The sequence below is a fragment of the Hyphococcus lacteus genome (genome assembly GCF_041058985.1).
In the GTDB taxonomy this organism is placed as follows: domain Bacteria; phylum Pseudomonadota; class Alphaproteobacteria; order Caulobacterales; family Parvularculaceae; genus Hyphococcus; species Hyphococcus lacteus.
This window is the reverse complement of sequence record NZ_JBEHZE010000001.1, coordinates 1,556,982-1,580,102: the sequence shown is the minus strand read 5'-3', so window position 1 is coordinate 1,580,102 and position 23,121 is coordinate 1,556,982. Positions and strand designations below refer to the sequence as shown.

25 protein-coding genes are annotated in these 23,121 nt (G+C 50.0%); 15 read left to right on the top strand and 10 right to left on the bottom strand.

Going from position 1 to position 23,121, the window contains the following annotated elements; all coding sequences use genetic code 11:
- Positions 1-69: 69 nt before the first annotated feature.
- The 8 genes from ABFZ84_RS07570 (at position 70) to ABFZ84_RS07535 (ending at position 9,986) form a co-directional block, all read left to right on the top strand.
- Entirely contained in the window at positions 70-1,962 is a 1,893-nt protein-coding gene (locus tag ABFZ84_RS07570; protein WP_369313365.1) for a copper resistance system multicopper oxidase, read from the top strand.
- Complete coding sequence (locus tag ABFZ84_RS07565; RefSeq protein WP_369313364.1) at positions 1,962-2,768, top strand: copper resistance protein B; 807 nt, start codon at positions 1,962-1,964, stop codon at positions 2,766-2,768. Before ABFZ84_RS07570 ends, ABFZ84_RS07565 begins: the two co-directional genes overlap by 1 nt.
- Positions 2,769-2,781: 13 nt before the next feature.
- Positions 2,782-3,825, top strand: coding sequence for a DUF2231 domain-containing protein (locus tag ABFZ84_RS07560; protein ID WP_369313363.1), 1,044 nt, complete (start codon positions 2,782-2,784; stop codon positions 3,823-3,825).
- Positions 3,825-5,177, top strand: coding sequence for an APC family permease (locus ABFZ84_RS07555; protein ID WP_369313362.1), 1,353 nt, complete (start codon positions 3,825-3,827; stop codon positions 5,175-5,177). Before ABFZ84_RS07560 ends, ABFZ84_RS07555 begins: the two co-directional genes overlap by 1 nt.
- A 78-nt stretch (positions 5,178-5,255) precedes the next feature.
- A complete protein-coding gene (locus ABFZ84_RS07550; protein ID WP_369313361.1) occupies positions 5,256-7,472 on the top strand; it encodes a copper-transporting P-type ATPase in 2,217 nt (738 codons plus the stop codon).
- A 295-nt stretch (positions 7,473-7,767) separates the two neighbouring features.
- Positions 7,768-8,715: a hypothetical protein gene (locus tag ABFZ84_RS07545; RefSeq protein WP_369313360.1), complete on the top strand. Its 948-nt coding sequence runs from the start codon at positions 7,768-7,770 to the stop codon at positions 8,713-8,715.
- A gap of 39 nt (positions 8,716-8,754) precedes the next feature.
- On the top strand, positions 8,755-9,573 hold the full coding sequence (locus tag ABFZ84_RS07540) for a metallophosphoesterase family protein (protein WP_369313359.1): 819 nt from the start codon (positions 8,755-8,757) through the stop codon (positions 9,571-9,573).
- An 80-nt stretch (positions 9,574-9,653) separates the two neighbouring features.
- Positions 9,654-9,986, top strand: coding sequence for an anti-sigma factor family protein (locus ABFZ84_RS07535; protein ID WP_369313357.1), 333 nt, complete (start codon positions 9,654-9,656; stop codon positions 9,984-9,986).
- Between the two features lie 45 nt (positions 9,987-10,031).
- Here ABFZ84_RS07535 and ABFZ84_RS07530 read toward each other — a convergent pair whose 3' ends face one another.
- From ABFZ84_RS07530 to ABFZ84_RS07515, 4 genes are all read right to left on the bottom strand, one after another.
- The gene (locus ABFZ84_RS07530) at positions 10,032-10,199 is read right to left on the bottom strand and encodes a hypothetical protein (protein WP_369313356.1); all 168 of its coding nucleotides are present in this window, start codon (positions 10,197-10,199) and stop codon (positions 10,032-10,034) included.
- 155 nt (positions 10,200-10,354) lie between these two features.
- Positions 10,355-10,891, bottom strand: coding sequence for a sigma-70 family RNA polymerase sigma factor (locus ABFZ84_RS07525; RefSeq protein WP_369313355.1), 537 nt, complete (start codon positions 10,889-10,891; stop codon positions 10,355-10,357).
- A 329-nt stretch (positions 10,892-11,220) separates the two neighbouring features.
- Positions 11,221-11,475: a hypothetical protein gene (locus ABFZ84_RS07520; protein WP_369313354.1), complete on the bottom strand. Its 255-nt coding sequence runs from the start codon at positions 11,473-11,475 to the stop codon at positions 11,221-11,223.
- Between the two features lie 165 nt (positions 11,476-11,640).
- Positions 11,641-12,213: a hypothetical protein gene (locus ABFZ84_RS07515; protein ID WP_369313353.1), complete on the bottom strand. Its 573-nt coding sequence runs from the start codon at positions 12,211-12,213 to the stop codon at positions 11,641-11,643.
- An 82-nt stretch (positions 12,214-12,295) separates the two neighbouring features.
- On the opposite strand from ABFZ84_RS07515, the gene ABFZ84_RS07510 reads away from it, so the two are divergent.
- Positions 12,296-13,189: a diacylglycerol/lipid kinase family protein gene (locus ABFZ84_RS07510; RefSeq protein ID WP_369313352.1), complete on the top strand. Its 894-nt coding sequence runs from the start codon at positions 12,296-12,298 to the stop codon at positions 13,187-13,189.
- A 6-nt stretch (positions 13,190-13,195) separates the two neighbouring features.
- Here the strand turns inward: ABFZ84_RS07510 and ABFZ84_RS07505 are convergent, their stop codons facing one another.
- The 3 genes from ABFZ84_RS07505 to ABFZ84_RS07495 all read right to left on the bottom strand — a co-directional run bounded on the left by ABFZ84_RS07505 (position 13,196) and on the right by ABFZ84_RS07495 (position 14,227).
- Entirely contained in the window at positions 13,196-13,642 is a 447-nt protein-coding gene (locus tag ABFZ84_RS07505; RefSeq protein WP_369313351.1) for a hypothetical protein, read from the bottom strand.
- A gap of 3 nt (positions 13,643-13,645) precedes the next feature.
- Positions 13,646-13,975, bottom strand: coding sequence for a DUF883 family protein (locus ABFZ84_RS07500; protein ID WP_369313350.1), 330 nt, complete (start codon positions 13,973-13,975; stop codon positions 13,646-13,648).
- A gap of 78 nt (positions 13,976-14,053) precedes the next feature.
- On the bottom strand, positions 14,054-14,227 hold the full coding sequence (locus ABFZ84_RS07495) for a hypothetical protein (RefSeq protein ID WP_369313349.1): 174 nt from the start codon (positions 14,225-14,227) through the stop codon (positions 14,054-14,056).
- A 173-nt stretch (positions 14,228-14,400) separates the two neighbouring features.
- On the opposite strand from ABFZ84_RS07495, the gene ABFZ84_RS07490 reads away from it, so the two are divergent.
- The 5 genes from ABFZ84_RS07490 to ABFZ84_RS07470 all read left to right on the top strand — a co-directional run bounded on the left by ABFZ84_RS07490 (position 14,401) and on the right by ABFZ84_RS07470 (position 18,716).
- Positions 14,401-15,696: a carboxylate--amine ligase gene (locus ABFZ84_RS07490; RefSeq protein WP_369313348.1), complete on the top strand. Its 1,296-nt coding sequence runs from the start codon at positions 14,401-14,403 to the stop codon at positions 15,694-15,696.
- 9 nt (positions 15,697-15,705) lie between these two features.
- The gene (locus ABFZ84_RS07485; protein WP_369313347.1) at positions 15,706-16,431 is read left to right on the top strand and encodes a gamma-glutamyl-gamma-aminobutyrate hydrolase family protein; all 726 of its coding nucleotides are present in this window, start codon (positions 15,706-15,708) and stop codon (positions 16,429-16,431) included.
- Positions 16,432-16,452: 21 nt separating this feature from the next.
- Entirely contained in the window at positions 16,453-17,112 is a 660-nt protein-coding gene (locus tag ABFZ84_RS07480; RefSeq protein WP_369313346.1) for a hypothetical protein, read from the top strand.
- Between the two features lie 95 nt (positions 17,113-17,207).
- A complete protein-coding gene (locus tag ABFZ84_RS07475) occupies positions 17,208-18,431 on the top strand; it encodes an AI-2E family transporter (RefSeq protein WP_369313345.1) in 1,224 nt (407 codons plus the stop codon).
- Positions 18,432-18,542: 111 nt separating this feature from the next.
- Entirely contained in the window at positions 18,543-18,716 is a 174-nt protein-coding gene (locus tag ABFZ84_RS07470; RefSeq protein WP_369313344.1) for a DUF1328 domain-containing protein, read from the top strand.
- Between the two features lie 53 nt (positions 18,717-18,769).
- Here ABFZ84_RS07470 and ABFZ84_RS07465 read toward each other — a convergent pair whose 3' ends face one another.
- A complete protein-coding gene (locus ABFZ84_RS07465; RefSeq protein ID WP_369313343.1) occupies positions 18,770-19,999 on the bottom strand; it encodes an acetyl-CoA acetyltransferase in 1,230 nt (409 codons plus the stop codon).
- Between the two features lie 125 nt (positions 20,000-20,124).
- On the opposite strand from ABFZ84_RS07465, the gene ABFZ84_RS07460 reads away from it, so the two are divergent.
- Positions 20,125-21,099 (top strand): NAD(P)H-dependent flavin oxidoreductase, encoded by a 975-nt coding sequence (locus ABFZ84_RS07460; protein ID WP_369313342.1) that lies wholly within the window; start codon positions 20,125-20,127, stop codon positions 21,097-21,099.
- Here ABFZ84_RS07460 and ABFZ84_RS07455 read toward each other — a convergent pair.
- Together ABFZ84_RS07455 and ABFZ84_RS07450 are read right to left on the bottom strand one after the other, a co-directional pair.
- Positions 21,096-22,148, bottom strand: a complete 1,053-nt coding sequence (locus tag ABFZ84_RS07455) for an NAD(P)H-dependent amine dehydrogenase family protein (RefSeq protein WP_369313341.1) — start codon at positions 22,146-22,148, stop codon at positions 21,096-21,098. The genes ABFZ84_RS07460 and ABFZ84_RS07455 overlap by 4 nt on opposite strands.
- Before the next feature lie 14 nt (positions 22,149-22,162).
- A complete protein-coding gene (locus ABFZ84_RS07450) occupies positions 22,163-23,062 on the bottom strand; it encodes an SDR family NAD(P)-dependent oxidoreductase (RefSeq protein ID WP_369313340.1) in 900 nt (299 codons plus the stop codon).
- Between the last annotated feature and the right edge of the window lie 59 nt (positions 23,063-23,121).

Genomic DNA, 23,121 nt, shown 5'->3' with positions numbered 1-23,121 from the left:
AAAACCGGTCCGCCTGCACAAAGCGGACCGCAGTTTCGTCATCCATTCTAATTTCAAGGAGCATTTTTGATGTACACCAGACGTCACCTTTTAAAAGCTTCCGCAGCGGGGGGCTTGATGGCGGGCGCTTCCGGCCTGCTGCCTGCATGGGCAAAAAGCGCCACCGCAGGCAATCAGGGCATTTTTGAACTGGCGGGTAATTCGTTCGACCTCTCCGTGGGTCACAGCGCCGTCAATATCGGCGGGCGCTCAGGCCACGCGATCACCGTCAACGGCACCTTGCCCGGCCCGCTTTTACGGTTTCGCGAAGGCGAAGAATTATCGCTGCGTGTCCAAAACATGCTGGACGAAGACACGTCTATTCACTGGCACGGTTTACTTGTGCCATTTTACATGGACGGCGTTCCAGGCGTTTCTTTTCCCGGTATTCGTGCCGGTGAGACGTTTGAATATAAGTTTGCGCTGCCGCAAAGCGGCACTTACTGGTACCACTCTCACTCGGGATTACAGGAACAAGCCGGCCATTACGGACCGATCATCATCGATCCGGCTGGGCGTGATCCCGTCGCATTCGACAGAGAGTATGTTCTGGTGCTGTCGGACTGGTCATTTGATCATCCGCACAAAGTCTTCACCAAGCTGAAAAAAAACAATGAGCTGTATAATTTTCAGCAACGCACTGTCGGCGACTTTGTTCGCGACGCAAGCGAGAATGGTCTCGGGGCTACGATCAAAGACCGGGCGATGTGGGGCGAAATGCGAATGTCCGCGACGGATATTTCCGACGTCACAGCCGCCGCATACACCTATCTGATTAATGGGCATTCGACGGCGGATAACTGGAACGCCATATTCAATGCCGGCGAACGCGTCCGACTACGGATCATCAACGCATCGGCGATGACAATCTTCAACTTCCGTATTCCCGGTTTGCCGATGAGCGTAGTCGCCGCCGATGGCCTACACGTTCAGCCAGTAGATACTGACGAATTTCAGATCGGTGTTGCCGAAACCTATGACGTCATTGTCGAACCTAAGCGCAATCGCGCCTTCCCTATCGTCGCTGAATCAATCGACCGATCCGGACAAGTCGTCGCGACATTCGCCCCCGAACCTGACATGCGCGCCAGCGAACCATTGTTGCGTGAACGCCCGATCCTAACACACAAGGATATGGGCATGGCGATGGATCATGGTGCTATGGGCGGCATGGAGCACGGCGCAATGGCTGGCATGTCTCATGACATGTCCAACAGCGAGATGCAGGAACACAACCACAAAACCGGTGCCGGCATCGACAGTCTCGCTATGGCCCCAACCAACCGTCTCGACGAACCCGGGCTCGGCCTTGAGAATGTTCCGCACCGAGCCTTACGCTATTCACAGTTGCGGAGCCTTGAGCCTAATCCGGACACGCGAGCACCTGAACGGGAGATGGAGATCCATCTCACCGGGAATATGGAACGCTATATGTGGTCATTCGATGGTGTGAAATTTTCAGCCGTTGAAAAGCCGATCATCTTTCATGAGGGCGAACGGCTTCGCGTCACGCTGGTCAACGACACAATGATGACGCATCCGATTCACTTGCATGGCATGTTTTTCGATCTCGTCGTCGATGACAGTGACCACAAGCCGCGCAAGCACACCGTCAACGTAAAACCCGGAGATAAGTTGTCGTTTGATGTCTCAGCGGAACATGTGGGCGACTGGGCGTTTCATTGCCACCTCTTGTTCCACATGCACGCTGGCATGATGCAAGTCGTTTCAGTGCTACCGCGCGATAGCGCAATGCCGCCCAAACCTGAACCGATGAAGGTGGATCACGAGGCAATGGGCCATGAAGGAACGGGACACGAAGGAATCAAGCACGGTTCTATGGACCTCCCGGACAAAACCGAGAAGTCCCTCGACACTTCAGCGCCCGACCACTCAACTATAAACCATGGGAGCAAACACTGATGTCAAAGTTCATGAATTTTTCAATCGTCATCGGTGCCAGCCTCGTTTCTATCACCCCATTTACGTCCGCGACTGCGCAAGACCAATCCCCGCCATGGTCGCAAGCCGATGAATATTACAGCCCATCGGATATGGCGGCGGCACGAAGCGCCGTTCAAAAAGAACACGGCGGCACGACCACCTATTATGTCCTCGCCGATCGGTTGGAGTATCAAAGCAATGATGGCGATCCACTTCTGGTGCTTGATGGTCAAGCGTGGTGGGGCGGCGACCGCAACAAACTGACATTCAAATCCGAGCTTGAATACGACTTCAACGCGGATGAATTTGAAGAAGCAGAATTCCAAGCGCTCTGGACACGGCCCATTTCGCGATACTTCGATGTTCAGGCTGGCATACGTCATGACTTCATTGCCGGCGCTGACCGCACCTTCGGCGTTCTCGGGGTTCAAGGTTTAGCCACCTATTGGTTTGAAATTGATGCAGCCTTGTTTGTCAGCGACGACGGCGACGTCTCTGCCCGTTTTGAAGCAGAGTATGAGCTATTACTCACCCAACGGCTGATCTTACAACCACGCACTGAGCTTAACCTCGCTATTCAATCGGTCGAAGAAATTGGAGTCGGCAGCGGTCTATCCACGGCGGCGGTCGGTGCGCGCCTGCGATACGAATTCACTCGTCAGTTTGCACCCTATGTTGGGGTCTCCTGGACGCGGTCTATCGGCGAAACGGCGGACTTTGTACGCGCGGTTGGTGAAGACCCCGGTGGCGTATCGCTTGTCGCCGGCCTGCGAGTTTGGTTTTAGGAAGGGAAGAAAAATGGAAAACATCATTGAACCGAACATTCATCCAATTCTTGTTCACTTTGCCTACGCGTTGTCGATAACCGCCTTTATATCTTATGCGCTGGCATCGTTTGTGCGCGACGGAAAATGGCGTGAAACACTTCGCCCTGCCGCTGATTGGATGCTCGCTTTTGGTGCCCTCGCCATTATCGGAACGATCGCCGCGGGATTGCAGGCTTATTATACTGTCGCTCATGACGGGCCTTCGCATGCAGCCATGACCGTTCACCGTAATTGGGCGATTCCATCGGGCTTAGCCATTTTGCTGCTCGCGCTGTGGCGCTGGAAAAACCGCGCGAGGGCTGCCTCGACTTTGTTCATTGCACTCCTCGCCACAGCAGCTCTTGCGCTCACTGTAACCGCCTGGTGGGGCGGTAAAATTGTTTACGGATACGGTCTTGGCGTCAAAAGCATGCCAGTTGTCACGGGCGAAGGTCACGACCATGAACATGCACCCGGTCAGGAACATAGCGACAATGCGAATGCACGCCCCTCGGGCAATCATGACAATAGCGATGGCCACCATGATGAAACTACGGGCGGCGAATCCGGAGATTCCGGGCATGATAATAGTGACGGCCATCATGATGATGACACGGCCGCATCAACGGTTTCGCCGGTCGTAGACGCAGGCTCACCAGAAGCCGTCGTGCAAGCCTATGGCACCGCATTAAGAGCCGGCGATAAAGTCGCGCTGCGCGCCTTGTTGGCACCAGACGTGATTATCGCAGAAGGTGGTGGGGCCGAACGGTCATTCGAGGAATATGCCGGCCATCACATGTCAGCCGATATGGCATTCACCGCAGCAGTCGAATTCACGTTGAAAAAACGGGATGTGATTACCTCGGACGATCTAGCGACAGTGATTTCCGAATCTCAAGTTCATGGAACTTTTCGCGATCAGACAATCCACTCGCGCATGATGGAAACGATAGTGTTGAATCGGAATGAAGATCAGTGGAAAATCGTCCATATCCATTGGTCGTCCACCCCGATCACAGGAGAACACGAACATTAATGTCCGATAACCACCGCAAAAGTGACTACAAAAAAGGAAGCCTGACACTTTCAGGGACGGTCGCAATGGGTACCGGCGTCATGATTGGCGCTGGCATCTTTGCCCTCACCGGCCAGGTAGCAGAATACGCCCGTGATTGGTTTCCTGCGGCGTTCTTTCTCGCGGCGATCATCAGCACTTTCAGCGCATATACCTATATCAAGGTATCGAACAAATACCCTTCCGCTGGCGGCATTGCGATGATTCTTCACAAGGCGTATGGGCAATCGGCAGTCACTGGTACCTGCGCCCTAATGATGGCGCTTTCGATGATCATCAATGAAAGCCTCGTCGCGCGCACTTTCGGAACCTATACGCTTCAACTATTCGATGCCGAAGGAAAGAATGGCGCGCTCGTTCCACTGCTTGCTGTCGGGCTGATCTTATTCGCATTCTTGATTAATCTCGCAGGCAACAAATATATCGGCACGGTTTCAAAAATCACCGCCGTTCTGAAAATAGGTGGAATTCTTGCGTTCGCGGGAGCCGGTTTATGGGCGTCCGGATTATCTTTTGAAGCAATTTCCAGTTCGCAAAACGGCGAATTTTCGGCTACCGGATTCCTCGCCGGCGTAGCGCTTGCGGTCCTCGCTTATAAAGGGTTCACAACGATCACCAACAGCGGTGACGAAGTCAAAAACCCCAATCGCAATGTTGGTCGGGCGATCATACTATCTTTGGGCATTTGCCTTGCCGTTTACATGTCGGTTGCATTCGCTGTCAGTTCGTCGCTGACAATAGAAGAGTTGGTGACGGCAAAAGACTATGCCCTCGCTGAAGCGTCGCGACCGACCCTCGGGCAATACGGCGTAATTTTCACGGTCGTGATTGCGATCATCGCAACGGCATCGGGATTGCTCGCGAGTGTGTTTGCTGTGTCACGTATGCTTGCCATGTTGACGGAAATGAACCTCATTCCCCATAGTCATTTCGGCATGCCAGGGCGCATTCAAAAACATACGCTGGTTTATACTGTCGTACTCTCGGCTCTCATGGCCGTTTTCTTTGATTTGGGCCGCATCGCATCACTCGGCGCGATTTTTTATCTTATTATGGACATCGCAATTCATTGGGGCGTTTTTCGGCATTTACGACATGATGTTGATGCGAAGGGTTGGATATTGCTTACCGCTATCGCATTGGACACAACGGTGCTTGGGGCACTTCTTATCATCAAGTCCGTTGCTGATCCGCTAATAGTATCTATTGGCTTCGTAGCTATCATTTTCATCTTCAGCGTTGAAATCTTTTACTTGCGTGACCGCCGTGGCGAAGACGGTGTTAAGCCATCGCAGAACAATCACGCACCTTGACCATACCCCATGGGGGTATTATGTATACCACACATAACGCCCTAATCCCGCGCCTCTTCGCGCATTTTGGAGGTCCCCATGTCCAATCATAACTCACACAGTCATGATTGCTGCGCCCCGAAGAACGAGTCGTCAGCACACGCTGGAAAATACGATCAAGTCCCGCAAGACTACACAGGTACCGTCTACACATGCCCCATGCACCCTGAAGTACGCGCGACCAACAATACGGGCTGTCCGATCTGCGGCATGGCGCTGGAACCGGAAACCATTGCGGTCGGCGAAGAAGACACCAGCGAACTCGACGACATGTCACGCCGGTTCTGGGTGAGCGCCGCTCTCAGTATCCCACTATTTATTTACGCGATGGGCGATCTCATCCCCGGCAAACCGTTTGAACACCTACTGCCCGGTGCATGGGGCCCGTGGGTTCAGTTCGCATTGGCAACGCCGGTCGTTTTATGGGGAGGGCGGCCATTCTTTATACGCGGTGCAGCATCACTTCGTACCATGAACTTGAACATGTTCACGTTGATCTCGCTTGGTGTCGGAGTCGCTTATGTCTTTAGCATTATCGCCACAGTGTCGCCGGGCATTTTTCCGGATGCTTTTCGCGGCATGAACGGAAATGTCGCTGTTTATTTTGAAGCAGCGGCGGTCATCACCACGCTTGTCTTGCTTGGACAAGTTCTCGAATTGCGTGCGCGTGGTCAAACATCTGGCGCTATCCGCGCATTACTCGAATTAGCACCTCCAACCGCTAATCGTATCAACGAGCATGGCGAAGATGAGGAAGTTTCCATCGACGAGCTGCACGAGGGCGACCGGCTACGCGTCCGACCCGGTGAAAAAGTACCTGTGGATGGCGAAGTCATCGAAGGCAAGAGTTCGGTTGATGAGTCTATGGTTACCGGAGAACCGATCCCGGTCGAGAAAAATACCGGTGATACGGTGACTGGCGGAACGGTCAACGGAACCGGCGGTTTCGTCATGAAAGCAACGCGGGTCGGCGCGGACACGATGCTGTCTCAGATCGTAAAAATGGTTTCTGAAGCCCAGCGTAGCCGCGCACCGATTCAACGCCTCGCTGATGTCGTTGCTAGCTGGTTTGTCCCCGCCGTTATCATCATTGCGGTCGTCACCTTCATCGTCTGGAGTTTGTTCGGCCCTGAGCCCGCAATGGCATTTGCAACCGTCAATGCTGTTGCAGTCCTGATTATCGCCTGTCCGTGTGCGCTCGGTCTCGCGACACCAATGTCGATCATGGTCGGAACAGGCAAAGGCGCATCAAACGGTATCCTCATCAAAAGCGCAGAGGCGCTCGAAACCTTCGAAAAAGTCGATGTCGTTGTCGTCGACAAAACTGGCACACTGACGGAGGGCCGCCCGAAATTAGCGCTTGTAGAACCGCAATCGCCGTTCACCGAAAGCGAGTTGCTAACCCTCGCCGCCTCTGTCGAGAAGGGCAGCGAGCATCCTCTCGCCGCAGCCATTGTCGAAGGTGCCAAAGATCGCGGCGCACAAATAAAAACTGCATCTGCGTTCAATTCCATCACTGGCGAAGGCGTCGAAGCGACTATCGATGACCGAAAGATTGCGCTCGGAAATCGAAAGATGATGATACGTGTTGGTGCCGACGATGAGCGTTTTTCATCTTTGGCGGAAACCTATCGCCGCGAAGGACAAACCGTGATGTTCGTCGCAGTTGATGGCAAGCACGCCGGTTTGATCGGTGTTGCTGATCCAATCAAGGAAACAACACCTGATGCGATAGAAGCGCTGCATGCGTCAGGCGTCAAAGTGGTTATGTTAACCGGCGACAGTCGCGCAACCGCCAAAGCCGTTGGCGCGAAGATCGGTATCGACGAAATCCATGCCGACGTTTCTCCGGAAGACAAAAATCGTATTGTCCGCGAACTGCAAACGTCAGGCGCGAAGGTCGCCATGGCTGGCGACGGCATCAATGACGCCCCCGCCCTCGCCCAAGCCGACGTCGGGATCGCCATGGGTACGGGCACAGACGTCGCGATGGAGAGCGCTGGTATTACACTGGTCAAAGGCGATTTGCGCGGCGTCGCAAAAGCTCGTCGTCTTAGTCAGGCAACCATGCGAAATATCCGTCAGAACCTGTTCTTCGCCTTTATCTATAACGCACTCGGCGTACCAATAGCCGCAGGCGTTCTCTATCCAGTTTTTGGATTGCTGCTTAGTCCTATGATTGCGGCGGCGGCCATGAGTTTTAGTTCTGTTTCCGTTATAGGGAATGCGCTGCGACTACGAGCAGTTAAACTTTGAAGCTATGACAGCCGCCAGTTTTTTCGCCCCAATGACATGAATTACGAATCCAGTTTTGGCAAATGGTCTGTATTGCCGACCGTTACTGTCTGCGTTGGCGGATACAGCTAAGCGCGAAAGCTATTCAATACGAAACCACAGGGCAGAAACCAGAGCGGTAATCGAACAGTTTTGCGTCCATAAGCATACTTAATATACGCTTTACGATTATGTAATTCCCACCCCGCTATAAACCGGTAAGTATTTTTTGGATATTCACCGGCCCTACCCAGGTGCCGTTAGGAATAAGAAGATCGTGAACGAGGCCAAACATATCTGGTGGTCAGGGCCAATTGGCGGCTTAGGCAATCGCTTGATCGCAATCGCTGCTGCAAGAGCGTGTGTCCCCGACCGCCCCATAAATTTTCATTGGATCAACGACGCTTCATGCCCTGGCGAATTTCATGACCTGTTTAAAGCTTCACCAGACTGGATCGTTAGCCCTACGCCGTCATCAAATTGCGTTATGGTAGAGACCCACCCGTGGGAGCCCTTCAGCATTTACGAAGCATTCAACGACCGTTTGGCACTTGGGCTATCTAGTGCCGAATTTTCTCATCGGTTCATTCATACCTTACGAACCCTTCCGTTTAAAGATGAATTTCCTCAACATGCAAAAGTATGGCGCGATTCATTTAAGTCAGACCGATTAACCGGCGTTCATTTACGGCGGACAGACCGCGCCGAACTTCATCGTAAACAATTCCGCGCGTTCTTGTTACGCAAACAAGGCTTGAATCGCGAATTACCGTTCTACCTCAATGCAATGTATGGCTTGCTACCCGAAGCGATTGTTCATCAATATGAGAACGTCACTATTGGGATGCTACTCCGAAAACACCAAACCCATTCTTATGTCTTATTTTCAGATAGCGCCGCATCCGTAGCTGCGTTTGACGGCATAGTCCAAAAAATTGGTATAAAGAAAGCAAGCATATCAGATCGGATCGATAATTCTGCTGAGTTCGCATTGAGGGAAACAAGCCTTAAAGGTGCATTGCTTGAACTTCTTTGTTTGGCTCAATGCAATACTATCGTGCAAAGCAACAGAGCATCAACTTTCTCATTGGTTGCAGCGATAATTGGCGCAAAGCCAATTTTAACACCTCAAACGCGCTACCCATTTTGGCAAACTATAGAAGCGCAGACCGGCTATATGGCAAATTCGCCTGTTTTCAGTGTAACCAATACAAAATCAAATTAATTTATCGGCCGAAATTGCAGTATATGTGTTAGTACGGCAATGACAGCAAACAACACACATATTGCGCACATTTCTGACCTTCACTTTGGCGCAGCCTCTGAGCAGGCTGTGAACGCACTTGTGAATGATCTAGAAGCCCAGCAACCAGATATCATCGTCATTACCGGCGACCTGACTCAGGCAGGGCGGCGACGTGAATTTGAAGCCGCACGAGATTTCCTAAACGCACTCAGCGCGAATAAAGTAATTGTGCCGGGCAATCATGACCTTCCGGTTATAAACCTCTGGTCTCGGTTTATTACGCCCTATAACCGTTTTGAACGATATATGTCCGGCATGATTAACCCCATTTTTAACGACGCGGGCGTCACAATCGTAGGACTTAATACTGCCCGCCGGGCGGCGCTTGATTTAAATTGGTCGTATGGTCGCCTATCACGTAGTCAAATACTCCGCGCGACAGAAAATCTTGAAAACGCCCCAAAGGGGAACGTAAAAATTATCGCGGCGCATCATCCCTTCGTGCTTGGTCCTGGCAGAGCCGGTTCGCGTACAGTGGGGCGCGGAGCCGAGGCCATGTCGGCCTTTGCCGCAAACGGATTAGATATCGCCCTCACCGGTCACGTACATCACTCCAGCGCAGAATTATTTGAAGTCAACGCCAAAAAAATTGTAATGGTACAAGCGGGGACGGCAACATCTATTCGTACACGTCAGGAACCACCGGCATATAATCATATCAAGGCTTCAATCGCGAATATTACCGTGGAAACCCGGGTTTTCCACGAAAATGGTTTTATCGCTGACAACGAAAAAGCCTTCAAAAACACCGATTGTGGCGGCTGGGTGTCAGGTTAGACCTTTCCGTAAACGAACTGCGGAACTATTATCAAGGGCATGTATTAGCGCTAAACACGAGTATTATAGTTAGGTTTGCGGTGAACAAATTACACAAATCAACCCCTAGCGAGCTGGAATTGCAGTCATATCTCGACAATGAATTACCAGCAGATAAGCGTGAACAGGTTTTTTTGTGGCTAACGAACAACCCCAAAACACTGCGGTCATTACTCGATCAACGTGCGCAGGACAATCAACTCCGCAGCACTATGTTAAAACCCAATGCCCCGCATAAGCCCTATCACGACAAACTAATGCAGGACGTTGACGATATCGCACGGGGTAACAAAAGAGTTGCCTGGATCTTGCTCGGCTTTATCGGGGGCGTGCTTATAACGACTTTCGTGATTTTTCTGTTTATCAACTGGTAATAAGGCATGAAGATCATGCCCTTTTTGAGTCAATAAAAACGAATTTTAATTGCCGGCGTCTTCGATCTCATCGCCAACGTCATCCGCTGCATCACCAAAATCTTCGGCGGCTTTTTCCAGCGGGCCTTCGTTACTCTCGTTGATCAAAAAAATTGCACCGATGGCAATGACAACAACCACCAGAATCCCGATCAATCCATTCTTAGACTTCATTTTGATTCTCCTATTCCCTTCCTAAAGAAACGATCAAGCAATTTTTTCGTTCCCTTTTGATACAATCGCAATGCGATATGCTGCGCCACAATCCTCAAAAAATAGGCCCGCCCATTTCTGGGCGGACCATTCAGCTTCGAAAGATAAACACTCTTTTAGAAAGCGGCAGACATCTGTTCTTGTTGATCCTGTCTGTATGAAGACCAGTCTGCTGTCATTTCTTTTAGACGTGACCTAGCCCTAGATAGGCGCGAGCGCACTGTGCCCACTGGAACCCGCAATTTTTTTGCAGCTTCTTCGTATTTCATGCCTTCAATCACGATTAACGAAAGCACGACTCTGTCGCGCTTTGGTAATTTATCGAAACAGTCAAGCATTTCGTTGCATTCAAGAATCACGTCCTGCGGTGCATCAGCGGCCACTTTTTGTTGTGGCGCATCACTTAATTCAACGCTAACACCGTAAGATTTCTGTTTGCGAATTTGATTTAGAAAGAGACGCTTGCAAAGCGTAAACATCCAGGACCGAAGATTTGTGCCGGGCTCATAATATTCCGACTTAACGAGAGCGCGTTCAACACTGTCTTGTACCAGATCATGGGCAGCGTCTTCATTCCGCGTCAAAGATAAAGCAAAACGATTCAACGCGGGAAGAACATTATTGAGTTCGTCAGTTGTAAATGTCGTGCTCATTTTTTTCACCTGTAAGTTGCTGCGAGCACCCAACCATCTATACCGAACCAAATCATTTATCAAAGTAATTCGTGTACACATTACACACATGAAACATAAGGCACTTATTCCACTGAAGTGGATATGCTCACTATTGTGAAGCAACGGACACTATATGCGTTAAGGCATATTGTTACGGTACAATGCGCTTATGGGTCATCTACACAACAGACGTATGTTGTGTAGGTCCGCACTAAAACACTGAACATATTGAAAGAATTTTTACGCACAAAAAAACCGGGCAATTATGAAATTGCCCGGTTCATAGCTAGCATTAAAATCAGGAAATTTTAGCTGTTATCGTCGCCACGCGTTGCACGCACTTTCTCATCCACAACACCAAAATCACGCGTCGAAGCATCTTCAGTTTCTGGATCAGAAAAATGTGGGTCTGAAATCAATCCACGGCGCAAAAGCTCGCGTATTGCGGCAGCGCGCGTTGGCATACGGTTTTCAAAGCGCCAATCATCAATCGCTTTCAACTCTTCTTCGTCTAACATGAGTTGAAGCTTTTCAGTACGCTTCAAATTTTCCGAATTCGCCATTCAACACCCTAAAATTCCAATAATTCAACAAGTTAGCATCCACTTACCACACAAGCGTAACTTACTCCAATACTATCTGTGATAATTGCGACCGCCGCACGTAATATCCCTATGGGCCCACGGCACCATAAGGGTTAGAAAGTTGTAATTTAAGGGTTTTTCGGCTTAGACGACTGCACTCGATAGCCATGAAATACGCAGTCGGTCGTTATCGACATCAGATATCCAACTCGCTATTCTTGCTTTCCAAAGCGGTGCTTTAGCGGAATCGAATGCTGAACGCAGCTTAATCATCAGCCCCAAGTCAGCGCGCACCACGGACGCAATTTTTTCCGAGGTTTCGTTGTTCTGAAAAGCTGTGGCTTTTGTTCCGCCTTCATGAGCTTCCGTCACGCCCGTTAGCGCGACAAGACGATCTAATAAGCGCCGCCTTGCCCAAACTCGACTTTGTGCAAATTCCGACACTTTTGCAGGGACTTCTGAATTCGCAAGTGAACGGTAGCACGAGATACTATCGTCACACGCCCCCAGAGACGCTTTGAGCTGTGACATTGTTTCTTCGGCGGGCTTTTCGGGACCGTCGGATTTTGCTTCAACGAAATCCCGGACCCTGTCGTCTTCAATTAAAGTTTGCTCTACAATTTCGCGGCGACAAGACGGAAGGCGGTTTTCGGCGTATAAACGAACATCGTCCATGGTGACGATATTCAATTCGATTTTGGATTTTTCACTCAACATAAAATGAAAACACACGGTAGACCGATTAGTTCGCAGCAAAATATGGTGGGAACGAAAATTTTACTCCCTATGTTAATGCCCTATGAAAAACGCGCTTGTTTTGATCAACGAATGTTCCGGTGCCGTTAGCACCCTCGGCGTTAAAGAATGCATCTCTGGGCTATCAGAACATATCTCTGATATCGCGCATATAACCGTTGCCAACGGCCATCCACGCATACTTATTGAAAAGGCCAAAAAAGCCATCGAGACTGGCAATACTGAATACATTATTGTTCTTGGCGGTGATGGTACATTGGCCGCCATTGCCGGCATCGTAGCCGGGCATAACGTAAAGCTCGTTCCCCTTCCCGGGGGCACCATGAACGCTTTTTCCCGAGATCTCGGCTATAATGCCGACCTCCGCACCGCGATTGCGCAAATCCCTACGCTCAAAGAACGCGCGGTCGATCTAGCCTTCGCCAATGAATTCGCATTTCTGAATAACATTGTGTTCGGGACCTATACTGCTGTCGCTGACTCACGAGAGCAATTACGCGATGCGGAAGGCATTTTCGAAACCATCGATTCTGTCACTGAAATCATCGGATCCCTCACCCATACTACAGTCGAGCAATACCGCCTTCACATTGACGGCCAAGAACGCGTCGCCGAGACGAACACAATCATGGCAGCGAATAATGTTTACGAAGGCGCAGAAGCGCTACGCCCAATCAGATCTTCCTTGGATAAGGGTGTGATTGGTTTATATGTAGCAAGCTCTTCATCCGCTTTAGATTTCATCACAACCCTAAGTGACGCTGTAACAGGTAATCTGGCAAACTCAGAGTTGATTGACTTCCGCGAGTGTGAAAAATTGTCCGTTTCAACTGATAGCGGGTATCTATCAGTGACGATTGATGGTGAAGCGATGGAGTTGCCTTCCCCGATTAACGTAGAGACCAGACAGAAAGCTTTGCGCGTCTTAGCGCCATAAGCCTGGCTAATCATCCTCACTATCGCTATTCGCCATCATCGAAATAAATGCACCAAGCGCCGCAGTCGCCGCGATTGTCGCAATCGGTGCTTTTTTCATTTGTCGAGCAAAAAGCCCTGAGGCAACAATATCGAGAGGCGCACCCATAGAGGAAAATGTCTTTGCCAAAGTTGTTAGCTGACTGCCGTTAGACAACTCTTCTTCCTCTGATGCGGTACTCGGCGTATCTCGTTGACCGAACATATAAATAATTACCGAACACAAGATTGTCAAAATAGAAATAATCAGCAGTGACGCATATAATGGCACAATCGTCGCCAGCCACAGCGCTAAACCGATGGCAGCAAAAATATACGCAAAACATGCCAGCAGAATGGCGACAATGCCGAATGCTGCCTCTGCTGCTACATCCTCAACAGCGTCATGTGCCTTTTTAATGGCGCTAATAATCATGACTTACCTACGCAAACTGGCAACAAAATATCCGATCGCTAATGCACCAGCTAACGCACTCAATGGTTTTTTACGGACTGCGCGTTCTGCTTGCTTTTGAATTTCTTGCAATTCGTCTGCGGCTGTTTCTACTGCTTCACGGGTGTGATCTTCGGCGGTGGACAGCCCTTCTTTTACCGCAGATTTGGCATCATTCGCGCTTTGCTGTGTCAAGTTAGCAAGGTCCGCTTTTAGCGCCGTAATGTCCTCGCGAAGCTTTTGAAAATCGGTCGCGAACTCATCATAGGCTTGTTTCGTTTCTGCGCTTTTTAGTTCATCCGTAACGTTCATCATTTTCTCCTGATTTAAAATGCAACGCCGCCCGATGGATCAGAATATCGGACGGCGTCACTATGCGAGGCAATTGTGGGGCTAGTTTTTGCCGTCGCCTTCACCGCGAACGTCCTCAAGCGGATCAAAGTTCCCGTCACCTTCGGTCGCTTCATCATGGGCAACATAGCCAGCGCCAGCGGCGACACCGAGCGCACAACCACCGAGGACATTACTGACGACAAATAGTGCGGTTGCGATTGCTAATTTCTGCATTTTTCGCCTCAATTCTGTTGTTATCCACCCAACCAACACAACCATTTTTGTCTGGTTCCAGATCGAATCGCCCGGTGGGTCTTGCGTAAATCGAACCCAAGGGAACCAAGAACAAAACTTCTGCGTTTCCCCTCCGAACCTACAGACAGAAACAAAGAAGAATTGGGGTTATCGTGAAACCTGGACGCGTCATTGTTACTTATGGTCGAAGCTTGATGAGCCTGGTCATAGCGCAATCACTAAGCCGTCATGGCGTGGAAGTCATCGGCTGCGATAATGTAGATCTTACGGTGTTGTCATTCTCACGACATGTAGAAGATACATTTGTTCACCCACCCCTCGAGGATGATGAAGACGCCTATTTCGATAGCCTAATCGAAAATATAGGGAAATTTCGGCCTGAAGACGACCGGCCATATTTGTTAATGCCGGTCTTTCAAAACACTGCGGCAATCGCGCGAAACCGAAACCGGTTAGAACAACTCATAACGATCGCTGCCCCGCAATGGGAAAGTATCGAGAAAATTTTTCCCAAACATAATCTAGCGAAAACAGCAGCGGAAACAAACGCAAATATTCCCAAAACACTTTATGCTGATGATTTAAACAACGTAGAAGATAAAATTCGGGCCTTAAAAGCGCCACTTATGATTAAACCCACAGCGGGGGTTGGCGGCCGAGGCATCACCACACATGAAACCACCGCGGAGGCACTCGAGGCCCTTACGGCATTCAAAGAGGAAACTGGTGAAACACCATTAATACAAGAAAAAGCACAAGGTGAAGATTATTGTTTCACAGGGTTATTTCGTAATGGCGAGTTGCTTGCCCATATGGCGTATCGCAACTTAAAGTCCTTCCCGATCGATACAGGTGCCGGGTCTTTCCGTAAAACTGTCGAAGATAGCCCGTTTATTGAATCTGCTGCTGCGTTGATGAAAGCAACAAATTGGACTGGCGTCGCAGAAATTGACTTTCTTTGGACCGGAAAAAAAGATGACGCACCAACTATTATCGAGGTCAACCCTCGTTTTTGGGCGGGCCTTTTTCATTCTATTAAATCAGGAATAGATTTTCCGTGGCTGCTTTATCAGTTATTTACGACGGGTGAAACTGATCAGCCACCAGTTGTGCGCGTCGGTGAAATTACAAAAACACCCGGACTTTGGCTCGCATCTACTGCACAAGAAATCGCTGAATCAGATTTCCAATTTGATCGGTTAAAAGACGCTTGGCAAAGTGAGGATAATGCCAACATCCTGCAAAAAGTTGGCAATGTCTCATCTGCTATTTCCGACGCAGTAGATCTCGACGACGCTTGTTTCCGCCTAATCGAAGCGTTCGACACCGCCAAAAACAGCAGTGACGAACTTTCAGAGGTCAAAGATCCGTTTGCCGGACTTGGTATTTTATTCGTTCTTAGCTCGCTCGCGCGGCACGGCCATTTGCCCCCAGAAATGAAAGGATAGAGCAGCAAAATGAGTGACCTAACCCGTCCTGTCATTGGCATTACCAAACCAATCAAAAAGGATAATTGGGCATATGCTGCTGTTGCGGCGGCTGTTCGCATCGGCGGCGGGAATCCGGTTGCCCTCACCCCGTCGGAGCAACGCAAGCGCCCGCTAATCAATGGTGTGTTGTTCGGCGGCGGACAAGACATATTCCCCATGCTTTATGATCAGACACCGAAACAAGGCTATATTTATGACCGAAACCGAGACGCGCTAGAAATCAACTTGGCGAAACAGGCGCGGCGTGATGATATCCCAGCACTGGGTATCTGCCGCGGAGCACAGATGATGAACGTGGTCCGCGGAGGTGCGCTGTATGCAGATGTTTCTGCGGAGTATGAAAATGCAGCTTACCCAAACGGCCTTATGGGAAAGGTGCTGTTCCGAAAGACTATAGAAATACAATCCGGATCGCTTTTGAACGCGGCCTTTAACACCACCGACACCAGCGTGAATTCGCTACACAAACAAGCAATAAAACGTCTTGGTGACGGATTGTGTATTACTGCCAAAGAAAAAAATGGTGTTATCCAAGCGATCGAAGATCCAGATATGCATTATTTCATGGGTGTTCAGTTTCATCCAGAATTGCTAATCTATCGAAGTGATATGCGTGAATTATTTCGGCAATTCGTAAAAACATCGTCAGCACAAGAGCCCGTGGAAGTGCTTGGCCCTGATGAAGTTGCGTAATTCATCCCATCGGAACGCTTAATGATTGCTAGAATACTTATTATGGCGGCTACAATCGGCGGCGCAGCAATTCTGGGCCGGCGCGCCATCAATCGTGGAATCGAAACCCAGCTTCCCACTGAAATTGAAACGGCGCGTGCAATCGCTCTTGCTGAAATGAACAAGGAAATCGGACAGGTCATTTCTGAACGCTTGTTTTCATTCACGCTCAATCTGCTCATCAAAGCCGGCCTGATCGGAGCGGTTTATCTGCTCTATGCACATGGGCATCTTACGGCCACAGGGCTAAAGATTGTCGTTGGCTGCTTGATCAGCGTTTATTTGGTGCGCGACGCGATGGTTACCCTACCCTACATTACCCCCGCCGTGCAGATGATTCGAATGCACAAATGGAATCCCAAAAAGGCATTAATCGAACTTGTAGCCGGCATCGCATTTGAACGCGCTTACGCAGAAGCGATGATCGCAACCGAAAGCGGTCCGCATAGAGTTTGGATCGCTCTGTCAAAATACAACACCCACAATATTTCGACCGATGTCGCAGCCGCTGTCGCCGATGTCGCAAGAACCACAAATTTTATACACGTAAAAGCGCGGGCCCTCCTCGCGGCAATTCTAGCACTCATACTCATCGCGGCCTATTCCGGTTTTTTCCTATTAACGGTTGGGCACGCCACCTAACGACCTCATTTCCTAAACGGCCTTTCCAGCGGAACCAATCCCTGCTCGCCCTGTTTCTGTGCTGGGTTAGGGCAATAATTCTGTGGAATCTATCGATGAGCGAAACTATAGGCACTGAGACTGCTGACTATTCGGCTACAGAAAAAGGTTCGTCCAGCAATTTTAAGCTTACCGGGGCATTTAACTTTTTTAGGCAACCGGAGACCCTTTCGTTTAATGACAGAGTACTGATTATTACCGCGATTAGCACTTGTTGCATCGCCATCGTCGCCGCATGCACCGGTTTGTGGTTTGCCAGACCTGTGCTGATCCCTATCTGCACCGCTTTTGTTCTAAGCATACTATTGGCACCCGCGACCGAATGGCTACACAAACGCTCGGTCCCCGCAGGTTTGCGCGCCGGGATTGTCGTTGTTGTAGCATTCACTCTCTTTATTTATGGCCTCTACGTCGTGATCCAACCGGGTACTGTCTGGGTCGAAAAATTGCCGACAGTCATGGAGCAAGCCCGCGATAAACTCGCGGGCGTAGAAGACGCCGTCTCAAAAGTTCAAAACGTTTCTGAACAGGTCAATGATTTGGCGAAACTCGGTGATGATAAGGGGCCTGAAAAAGTTACCGTTCAAGGACCGGAAATCGGTGATCTATTATTCGCATCGGCTCGAACGTTTATTGTTCAAATTCTTTTCACCGCGGTTCTCACTTATTTTTTTCTCGCTTCTAGGATCGATATACGTCGCAAGCTTATTCTTCTTCGGGGGGATATAAAGGGCATGCGGCAGACCGCCCGAATGTTGCGGGCGATCGAACAAAAAGTCGGTGCCTACATGTTCACGATGCTGATTATCAATATCGGGCTAGGCATAGCAACAGGATTGGCGATGTGGGCCATCGGAATGCCGTCTCCATACATCTGGGGGGGTCTAGCCGCAATTCTGAATTTCATTCCTTATCTTGGACCCATCCTTCTAACAGCATTGCTAGCGATCTCGGGGTTGGTTTATTTCGATACGTGGATAGAAATCCTCACGGTACCAGCAATTTTCATCGCATTTAACTTTATCGAATCGAACTTCGTCACGCCCACCCTCATTGGTGTCAGGCTCACGATTAGCCCTTTGGCGATTATATTGAATATCAGCTTTTGGACATGGATGTGGGGGCCCGCAGGAGCCGTGATTTCAATCCCGATATTCGTGATATTTAAAACCGTTTGTGATCATTCTGATTTTCTGCGCCCCGTTGGGTTGCTTATCGGCGAAGCAGATACATTCCGCCCGGTAAAACGGGGCCTACGGCGTCTGCAACATGCTAACTGATTGTTCATCAGTCATTGATGCGGAACCAAATTCTACCCTTTGTGTTTTCAATTCAATCGCGGCGTTTTTGAAAACTAGGTGCCGTGATCGTGAAACCCAAAGGAGGACTTTATGCTTGGTTGGGCATTAACATTTTTTGTGATTGCGGTTATCGCGGCGATTTTTGGATTTGGTGGCATTGCCTCTGGCGCTGCGAGTATCGCTCAGATTTTGTTCTTCGTATTTCTCGTCTTGTTTGTTTTGGCGATGGTAGCAAGAGCAATCCGAGGACGACCGCCGGTCTAATTTAATAGACCGACTGAACATCCAAAAGAGAGCGCTTTGCCGCTCTCTTTTTTTTATGCGGATACGACGAATGATGCCGCCGTCGTACAGCTTCCACCAATATTCAAAATACCAAACTTGTTTGCACCTTCCACCTGATAATCACCAGCAGTTCCGGTTACCTGCTTTGCACAATCAAGCATCATGCGAACGCCAGTCGCGCCTACAGGATGGCCAAGCCCGATCAGGCCACCACTGGGATTGACGGGGATGCGCCCACCCATGGCGATGTCACCATTCTCAATTGCCTTCCAGCTTTCACCTGGTGCAGAAATACCAAAATGATCAATGGCCATATATTCATTTGTTGAAAAACAATCATGCGTTTCGATGCCACTGAGATCATCAATAGATACATTTGCACGCGAAAACGCATCTTCGATTGCACGCCGAACATTCGGTATTACGTAGGGTTTGCCTCGACTGGCTTCGACTTTATCCTTATACGAAATATGTGAAGTTCTGTGACCCCATCCATCAATCCGCGCTATGTTGTTTAACGACTTACCATGTTTTTTGGCGTATTCGCGCGCTGCGCGCTCACTCGCGAGGAAAACGATTGCACCACCGTCGGTCACCTGCCCACAGTCTGACCGCCGTATACGACCGGAAATTCGCGGGTTTGCTTCATCATTTTCCTGAAAGCTTTCCTCCGTGAACGTCCATTTTCGCGATTGAGCATTTGGATTACGCGTCGCATTGTCAAAATTATTCTTAGAAATTTGCGCAAGATGCTCGAACTTAAGACCATAGCGTTGGTCATATTCGTCGGCGAGTTCTGAAAAAATGTGCGGCCACGGATATTTTACATCAAGACATTCACGATCAGCCCACATTGCCGGGCCACCGATAAATTTAGCAGCTTGATCACCAGGCACATTCCGCATCATTTCAATTCCGAGTACGGCAATAAGATCGTACCGCCCGGCTTCGATCTCGGCCATCGCGGATAACATTGCCATACTACCTGACGCACATGCCGCTTCATGGCGCTGTGCAGGCATCCCGTCAAAGCCCCAATCGGTTGCCGTGAAAAAACCGCCCAAATGCCCCTGATTACAAAAAATCTCTGAAGTGAAGTTGCCCACATGGGCAGCTTGAATTTGTTGAGGCTCCAACCCAGTGGACGACAAACCACCTTCTAGAGTTTCCTTGAACATATCAAACAGCGACTTTTCCTCGCGCGCCCAATTCCGGCTAAAATCTGTCTGATGGCCACCGAGAACAAAAGTCTTTGCTGTCATTGATAATTCTCCTTTGAGTGAGGCTAGGACAGACACCGGGTCTGGCTTTGATGTTAAAACTTTGGTATCCCCTTAGGTACGTTAATGCAAGCTACTGTTGCAGCCAACCCAAAGGGGCCGACTATATGACAAACAGATCGAGAGCGCTGCTTTCACGCTTCGACGGCAGATTAGCACTTCCCGTTATTGTCGCACCAATGTTTCTGGTTTCCGGCCCCGATCTGGCACGTGCGGTCCGCCGCGAAGGCATTATGGGGTCATTCCCATTCCCTTTGGCAAGAACCATCGAAATGCTCGATGAATGGCTAGGCGCGACATTCACGGACACCGATGGGCTTGCGCCATTTGCTGCCAACATGATCACACACTCGTCCTATGACCGCATGAACGCAGAAATTGAATTGCTGGAGAAATACAAACCCGAAATCGTAATCACGGCTCTCGGAGGACCGAAACCAGTATTACCCACCGTTCATAATTATGGCGGCTTGGTATTCGCCGATGTCAATTCCGTTGATTATGCCCGTAAAGCTGCGGATGCCGGCGTCGACGGGCTGGTCTTGGTGAGCGCAGGCGCAGGCGGGCACACCGGCGAGATGGGTGCATTCGCCTTTGTGGCCGCAGTGCGGGAATTCTTTGACGGCATCATCGTTTTGGGCGGCGGTATAAACACCGGTCAGGCCATTCGCGCCGTAGAAGTGTTAGGTGCCGATTTGGCCTATGTCGGTACACATTTTCTGGGTGCCGACGAAACTGTGGCACATCCCGATTACCGAAAGTTTGTCGTCGCAGCAGAGTTTAGAGACCTCGTAGCATCAAGTGCGATTACCGGCGCAAACGCTTATTACTTAAAAGCCAGCCTTGAACGCGCTGGTGTTGACCTGGAGGCTGTCGCAGGGCGCGGAAAGCCCGACTTTGCAGAATCCCAAAAAGACATCAAAGCTTGGCGCGACCTCTGGTCTGCGGGGCACGGTGTTGGCGCGGTCAGAGAGATCCGTCCCGCGCGCGACATCGTTACTGAATTGAAAACCCAATACGACCTGGCCGTAGAGGCCAGTCAGCAATGCCAATTAAGAAATAAAAATTGGCCAGCCAGCTAGGCTGGCTTTCGCCACGGTGTGGATAATGGCGTTGCGACCGGTCCCGGCGCAGCGTCAACCACATAGGGGATCGCATTTAGAACGCCCCCCGCAACGGCCAATTGCTCGACCGATGTACGGCCTGTATAGCCCTTAGCTGCTTCAAGGCCCAGCGCCAAATTGACTGTCGGTGTACCATCTATTTTTATACGCCATAAATCATCCGGTGAGAGTTTTAGGTGTTCACCATCCATCACCCACGCAATTTCAAGATTGATAACGGCTCTATCATCCACAATGCCGCGCCAGCGCCAATCAAGGTGACTCACTTTGCCTTTTGAAATTTTACCCGCTGCGATGCTCAAGTCTTGCTTCGCTGGCAACATGCGGTGATCGCGCCGAATACTGTCAAGCTCAATACCTAGCCGATCCGCGACGCAAGCAACAACTTCTTCGAACATATCATTTAGCAATGCGCCAGGTGCCCAACCTTCTCCGTTGGGATCAATCTCGCCCGGTTCAGATCCAAAACCCAGAAGATCAAAAACATATTCCGGGCTACGCATTTCATGGCAAAGCACTGTCTCTGATAATGTAATGCCGGTGACATCAAGACAAATCCCCGATGCCGCAGCCGTTAATTTTTCGATGGCAAACCCAGGATTCAAGCCCGCGCCCATGAAACTTGCATTGCCTTTTCGGCCCGCAATCTCAATGCGCTGGCGGCGCTCGTCCGGCCAATGCCCCGGAAAGGTATTGCCATTGATCGAGATCACATTCATGCCTGCCTCCAGCAAACGACAGATATCGGCATCATGACTGTCGTAAGGCGGCTGAACGCGCGCGGCATGAATGACAACATCCGCCTCAAGCGCGAGAATTTCGTCAATATTGTTCGTTGCTGTCACGCCGACATCTTCGCGGCGCAAAAACGAACCGACATCTTGGCCATTTTTTCGGTCGCCATAGACATAAACCCCGACCAGTTCGAGATCAGGCCGATCGATTACACCGCGCATACAAGTTTTTCCCATCGCGCCCGTAGCCCACTGTACGACTTTATATGTCATAGCTGAATTTCCTATTATTTATTCTTTTTACTGATTACTTCCGAAAAAATATCGTAGAATGCCTCTTGCGCTCCCGGAAAGGTTTTAAGGTCATCCAAAGAAGACATGGCATCCGCATTTTCGGACAACCATTCCGGCGTGTTTTCGCCATTGCCCCCAAGCGTTTCAACCGACATTGCTCTACGATAATGTCCACCGGCAGCAACCCAAACCTGACCGGTCATCGGGTTATCTGCACTCGCCATCCATGCAACCGCTGGCGCCGTATGTTCTGGCTTTGCGTATGCCCCGTCATCACCAAAATCATTTGCAGTCATCTGGGTAACTGCAAATGGCGTTAACACATTTACACCGACACCATAACGCTTGAGTTCGTCGCTTAATGTCAGGGCAAATGACGTCAATGCTCCTTTCGTCCCGGCATAAGGAGCAAGGCCACGCGCGCCATATTGCCCGGCTGCAGAAGATACAAAAATACATCGTCCTGATCCGGATTTTTTTAAATGTGGCAATGCTGCAAGCGCGATAGCGACATTCGCAAAATAGTTTATTTCCATCACCGACCGAAAACTATCGATATCGAACTTTCCAAACCACCCAGCGTCACCAACAATCCCCGCATTAAACACGACGACATCAAGACGTCCAAAATGGTCTATTGCTTTTTGGACGATAGCTTGCGCAGCGCCCGGCTCAGCGATGTCCGAATATTCCGCGACGGCGTCTACGCCTTTTGCTCGAAGCTCCGCTACGACCTTATCAGCGGATGGCGATTCGCCTTCGCGGCAGCGGTTATTGACAACAAGCTTCAGTCCACGCGCACCCAGCGCATGAGCATAGGCAGCACCAAGACTTTTCCCAGCACCAGTAACAATAGCAACCCGGCCTTGATCCGTGGATTTGGTTTCGCTCATTCAACAAGCCCCTTTGTTCATTGAACGAGGCTATCTTAATCGAGTTGGTATGATAACGA

Coding starts and splice junctions, on each gene's coding strand:
- ABFZ84_RS07570 (WP_369313365.1), top strand. CDS start 70: ATGTACACCAGACGTCACCTTTTAAAAGCTTCCGCAGCGGGGGGCTTG.
- ABFZ84_RS07565 (WP_369313364.1), top strand. CDS start 1,962: ATGTCAAAGTTCATGAATTTTTCAATCGTCATCGGTGCCAGCCTCGTT.
- ABFZ84_RS07560 (WP_369313363.1), top strand. CDS start 2,782: ATGGAAAACATCATTGAACCGAACATTCATCCAATTCTTGTTCACTTT.
- ABFZ84_RS07555 (WP_369313362.1), top strand. CDS start 3,825: ATGTCCGATAACCACCGCAAAAGTGACTACAAAAAAGGAAGCCTGACA.
- ABFZ84_RS07550 (WP_369313361.1), top strand. CDS start 5,256: ATGTCCAATCATAACTCACACAGTCATGATTGCTGCGCCCCGAAGAAC.
- ABFZ84_RS07540 (WP_369313359.1), top strand. CDS start 8,755: ATGACAGCAAACAACACACATATTGCGCACATTTCTGACCTTCACTTT.
- ABFZ84_RS07530 (WP_369313356.1), bottom strand. CDS start 10,199: ATGAAGTCTAAGAATGGATTGATCGGGATTCTGGTGGTTGTTGTCATT.
- ABFZ84_RS07525 (WP_369313355.1), bottom strand. CDS start 10,891: ATGAGCACGACATTTACAACTGACGAACTCAATAATGTTCTTCCCGCG.
- ABFZ84_RS07520 (WP_369313354.1), bottom strand. CDS start 11,475: ATGGCGAATTCGGAAAATTTGAAGCGTACTGAAAAGCTTCAACTCATG.
- ABFZ84_RS07515 (WP_369313353.1), bottom strand. CDS start 12,213: ATGTTGAGTGAAAAATCCAAAATCGAATTGAATATCGTCACCATGGAC.
- ABFZ84_RS07510 (WP_369313352.1), top strand. CDS start 12,296: ATGAAAAACGCGCTTGTTTTGATCAACGAATGTTCCGGTGCCGTTAGC.
- ABFZ84_RS07505 (WP_369313351.1), bottom strand. CDS start 13,642: ATGATTATTAGCGCCATTAAAAAGGCACATGACGCTGTTGAGGATGTA.
- ABFZ84_RS07500 (WP_369313350.1), bottom strand. CDS start 13,975: ATGATGAACGTTACGGATGAACTAAAAAGCGCAGAAACGAAACAAGCC.
- ABFZ84_RS07495 (WP_369313349.1), bottom strand. CDS start 14,227: ATGCAGAAATTAGCAATCGCAACCGCACTATTTGTCGTCAGTAATGTC.
- ABFZ84_RS07485 (WP_369313347.1), top strand. CDS start 15,706: ATGAGTGACCTAACCCGTCCTGTCATTGGCATTACCAAACCAATCAAA.
- ABFZ84_RS07480 (WP_369313346.1), top strand. CDS start 16,453: ATGATTGCTAGAATACTTATTATGGCGGCTACAATCGGCGGCGCAGCA.
- ABFZ84_RS07475 (WP_369313345.1), top strand. CDS start 17,208: ATGAGCGAAACTATAGGCACTGAGACTGCTGACTATTCGGCTACAGAA.
- ABFZ84_RS07470 (WP_369313344.1), top strand. CDS start 18,543: ATGCTTGGTTGGGCATTAACATTTTTTGTGATTGCGGTTATCGCGGCG.
- ABFZ84_RS07465 (WP_369313343.1), bottom strand. CDS start 19,999: ATGACAGCAAAGACTTTTGTTCTCGGTGGCCATCAGACAGATTTTAGC.
- ABFZ84_RS07460 (WP_369313342.1), top strand. CDS start 20,125: ATGACAAACAGATCGAGAGCGCTGCTTTCACGCTTCGACGGCAGATTA.
- ABFZ84_RS07455 (WP_369313341.1), bottom strand. CDS start 22,148: ATGACATATAAAGTCGTACAGTGGGCTACGGGCGCGATGGGAAAAACT.
- ABFZ84_RS07450 (WP_369313340.1), bottom strand. CDS start 23,062: ATGAGCGAAACCAAATCCACGGATCAAGGCCGGGTTGCTATTGTTACT.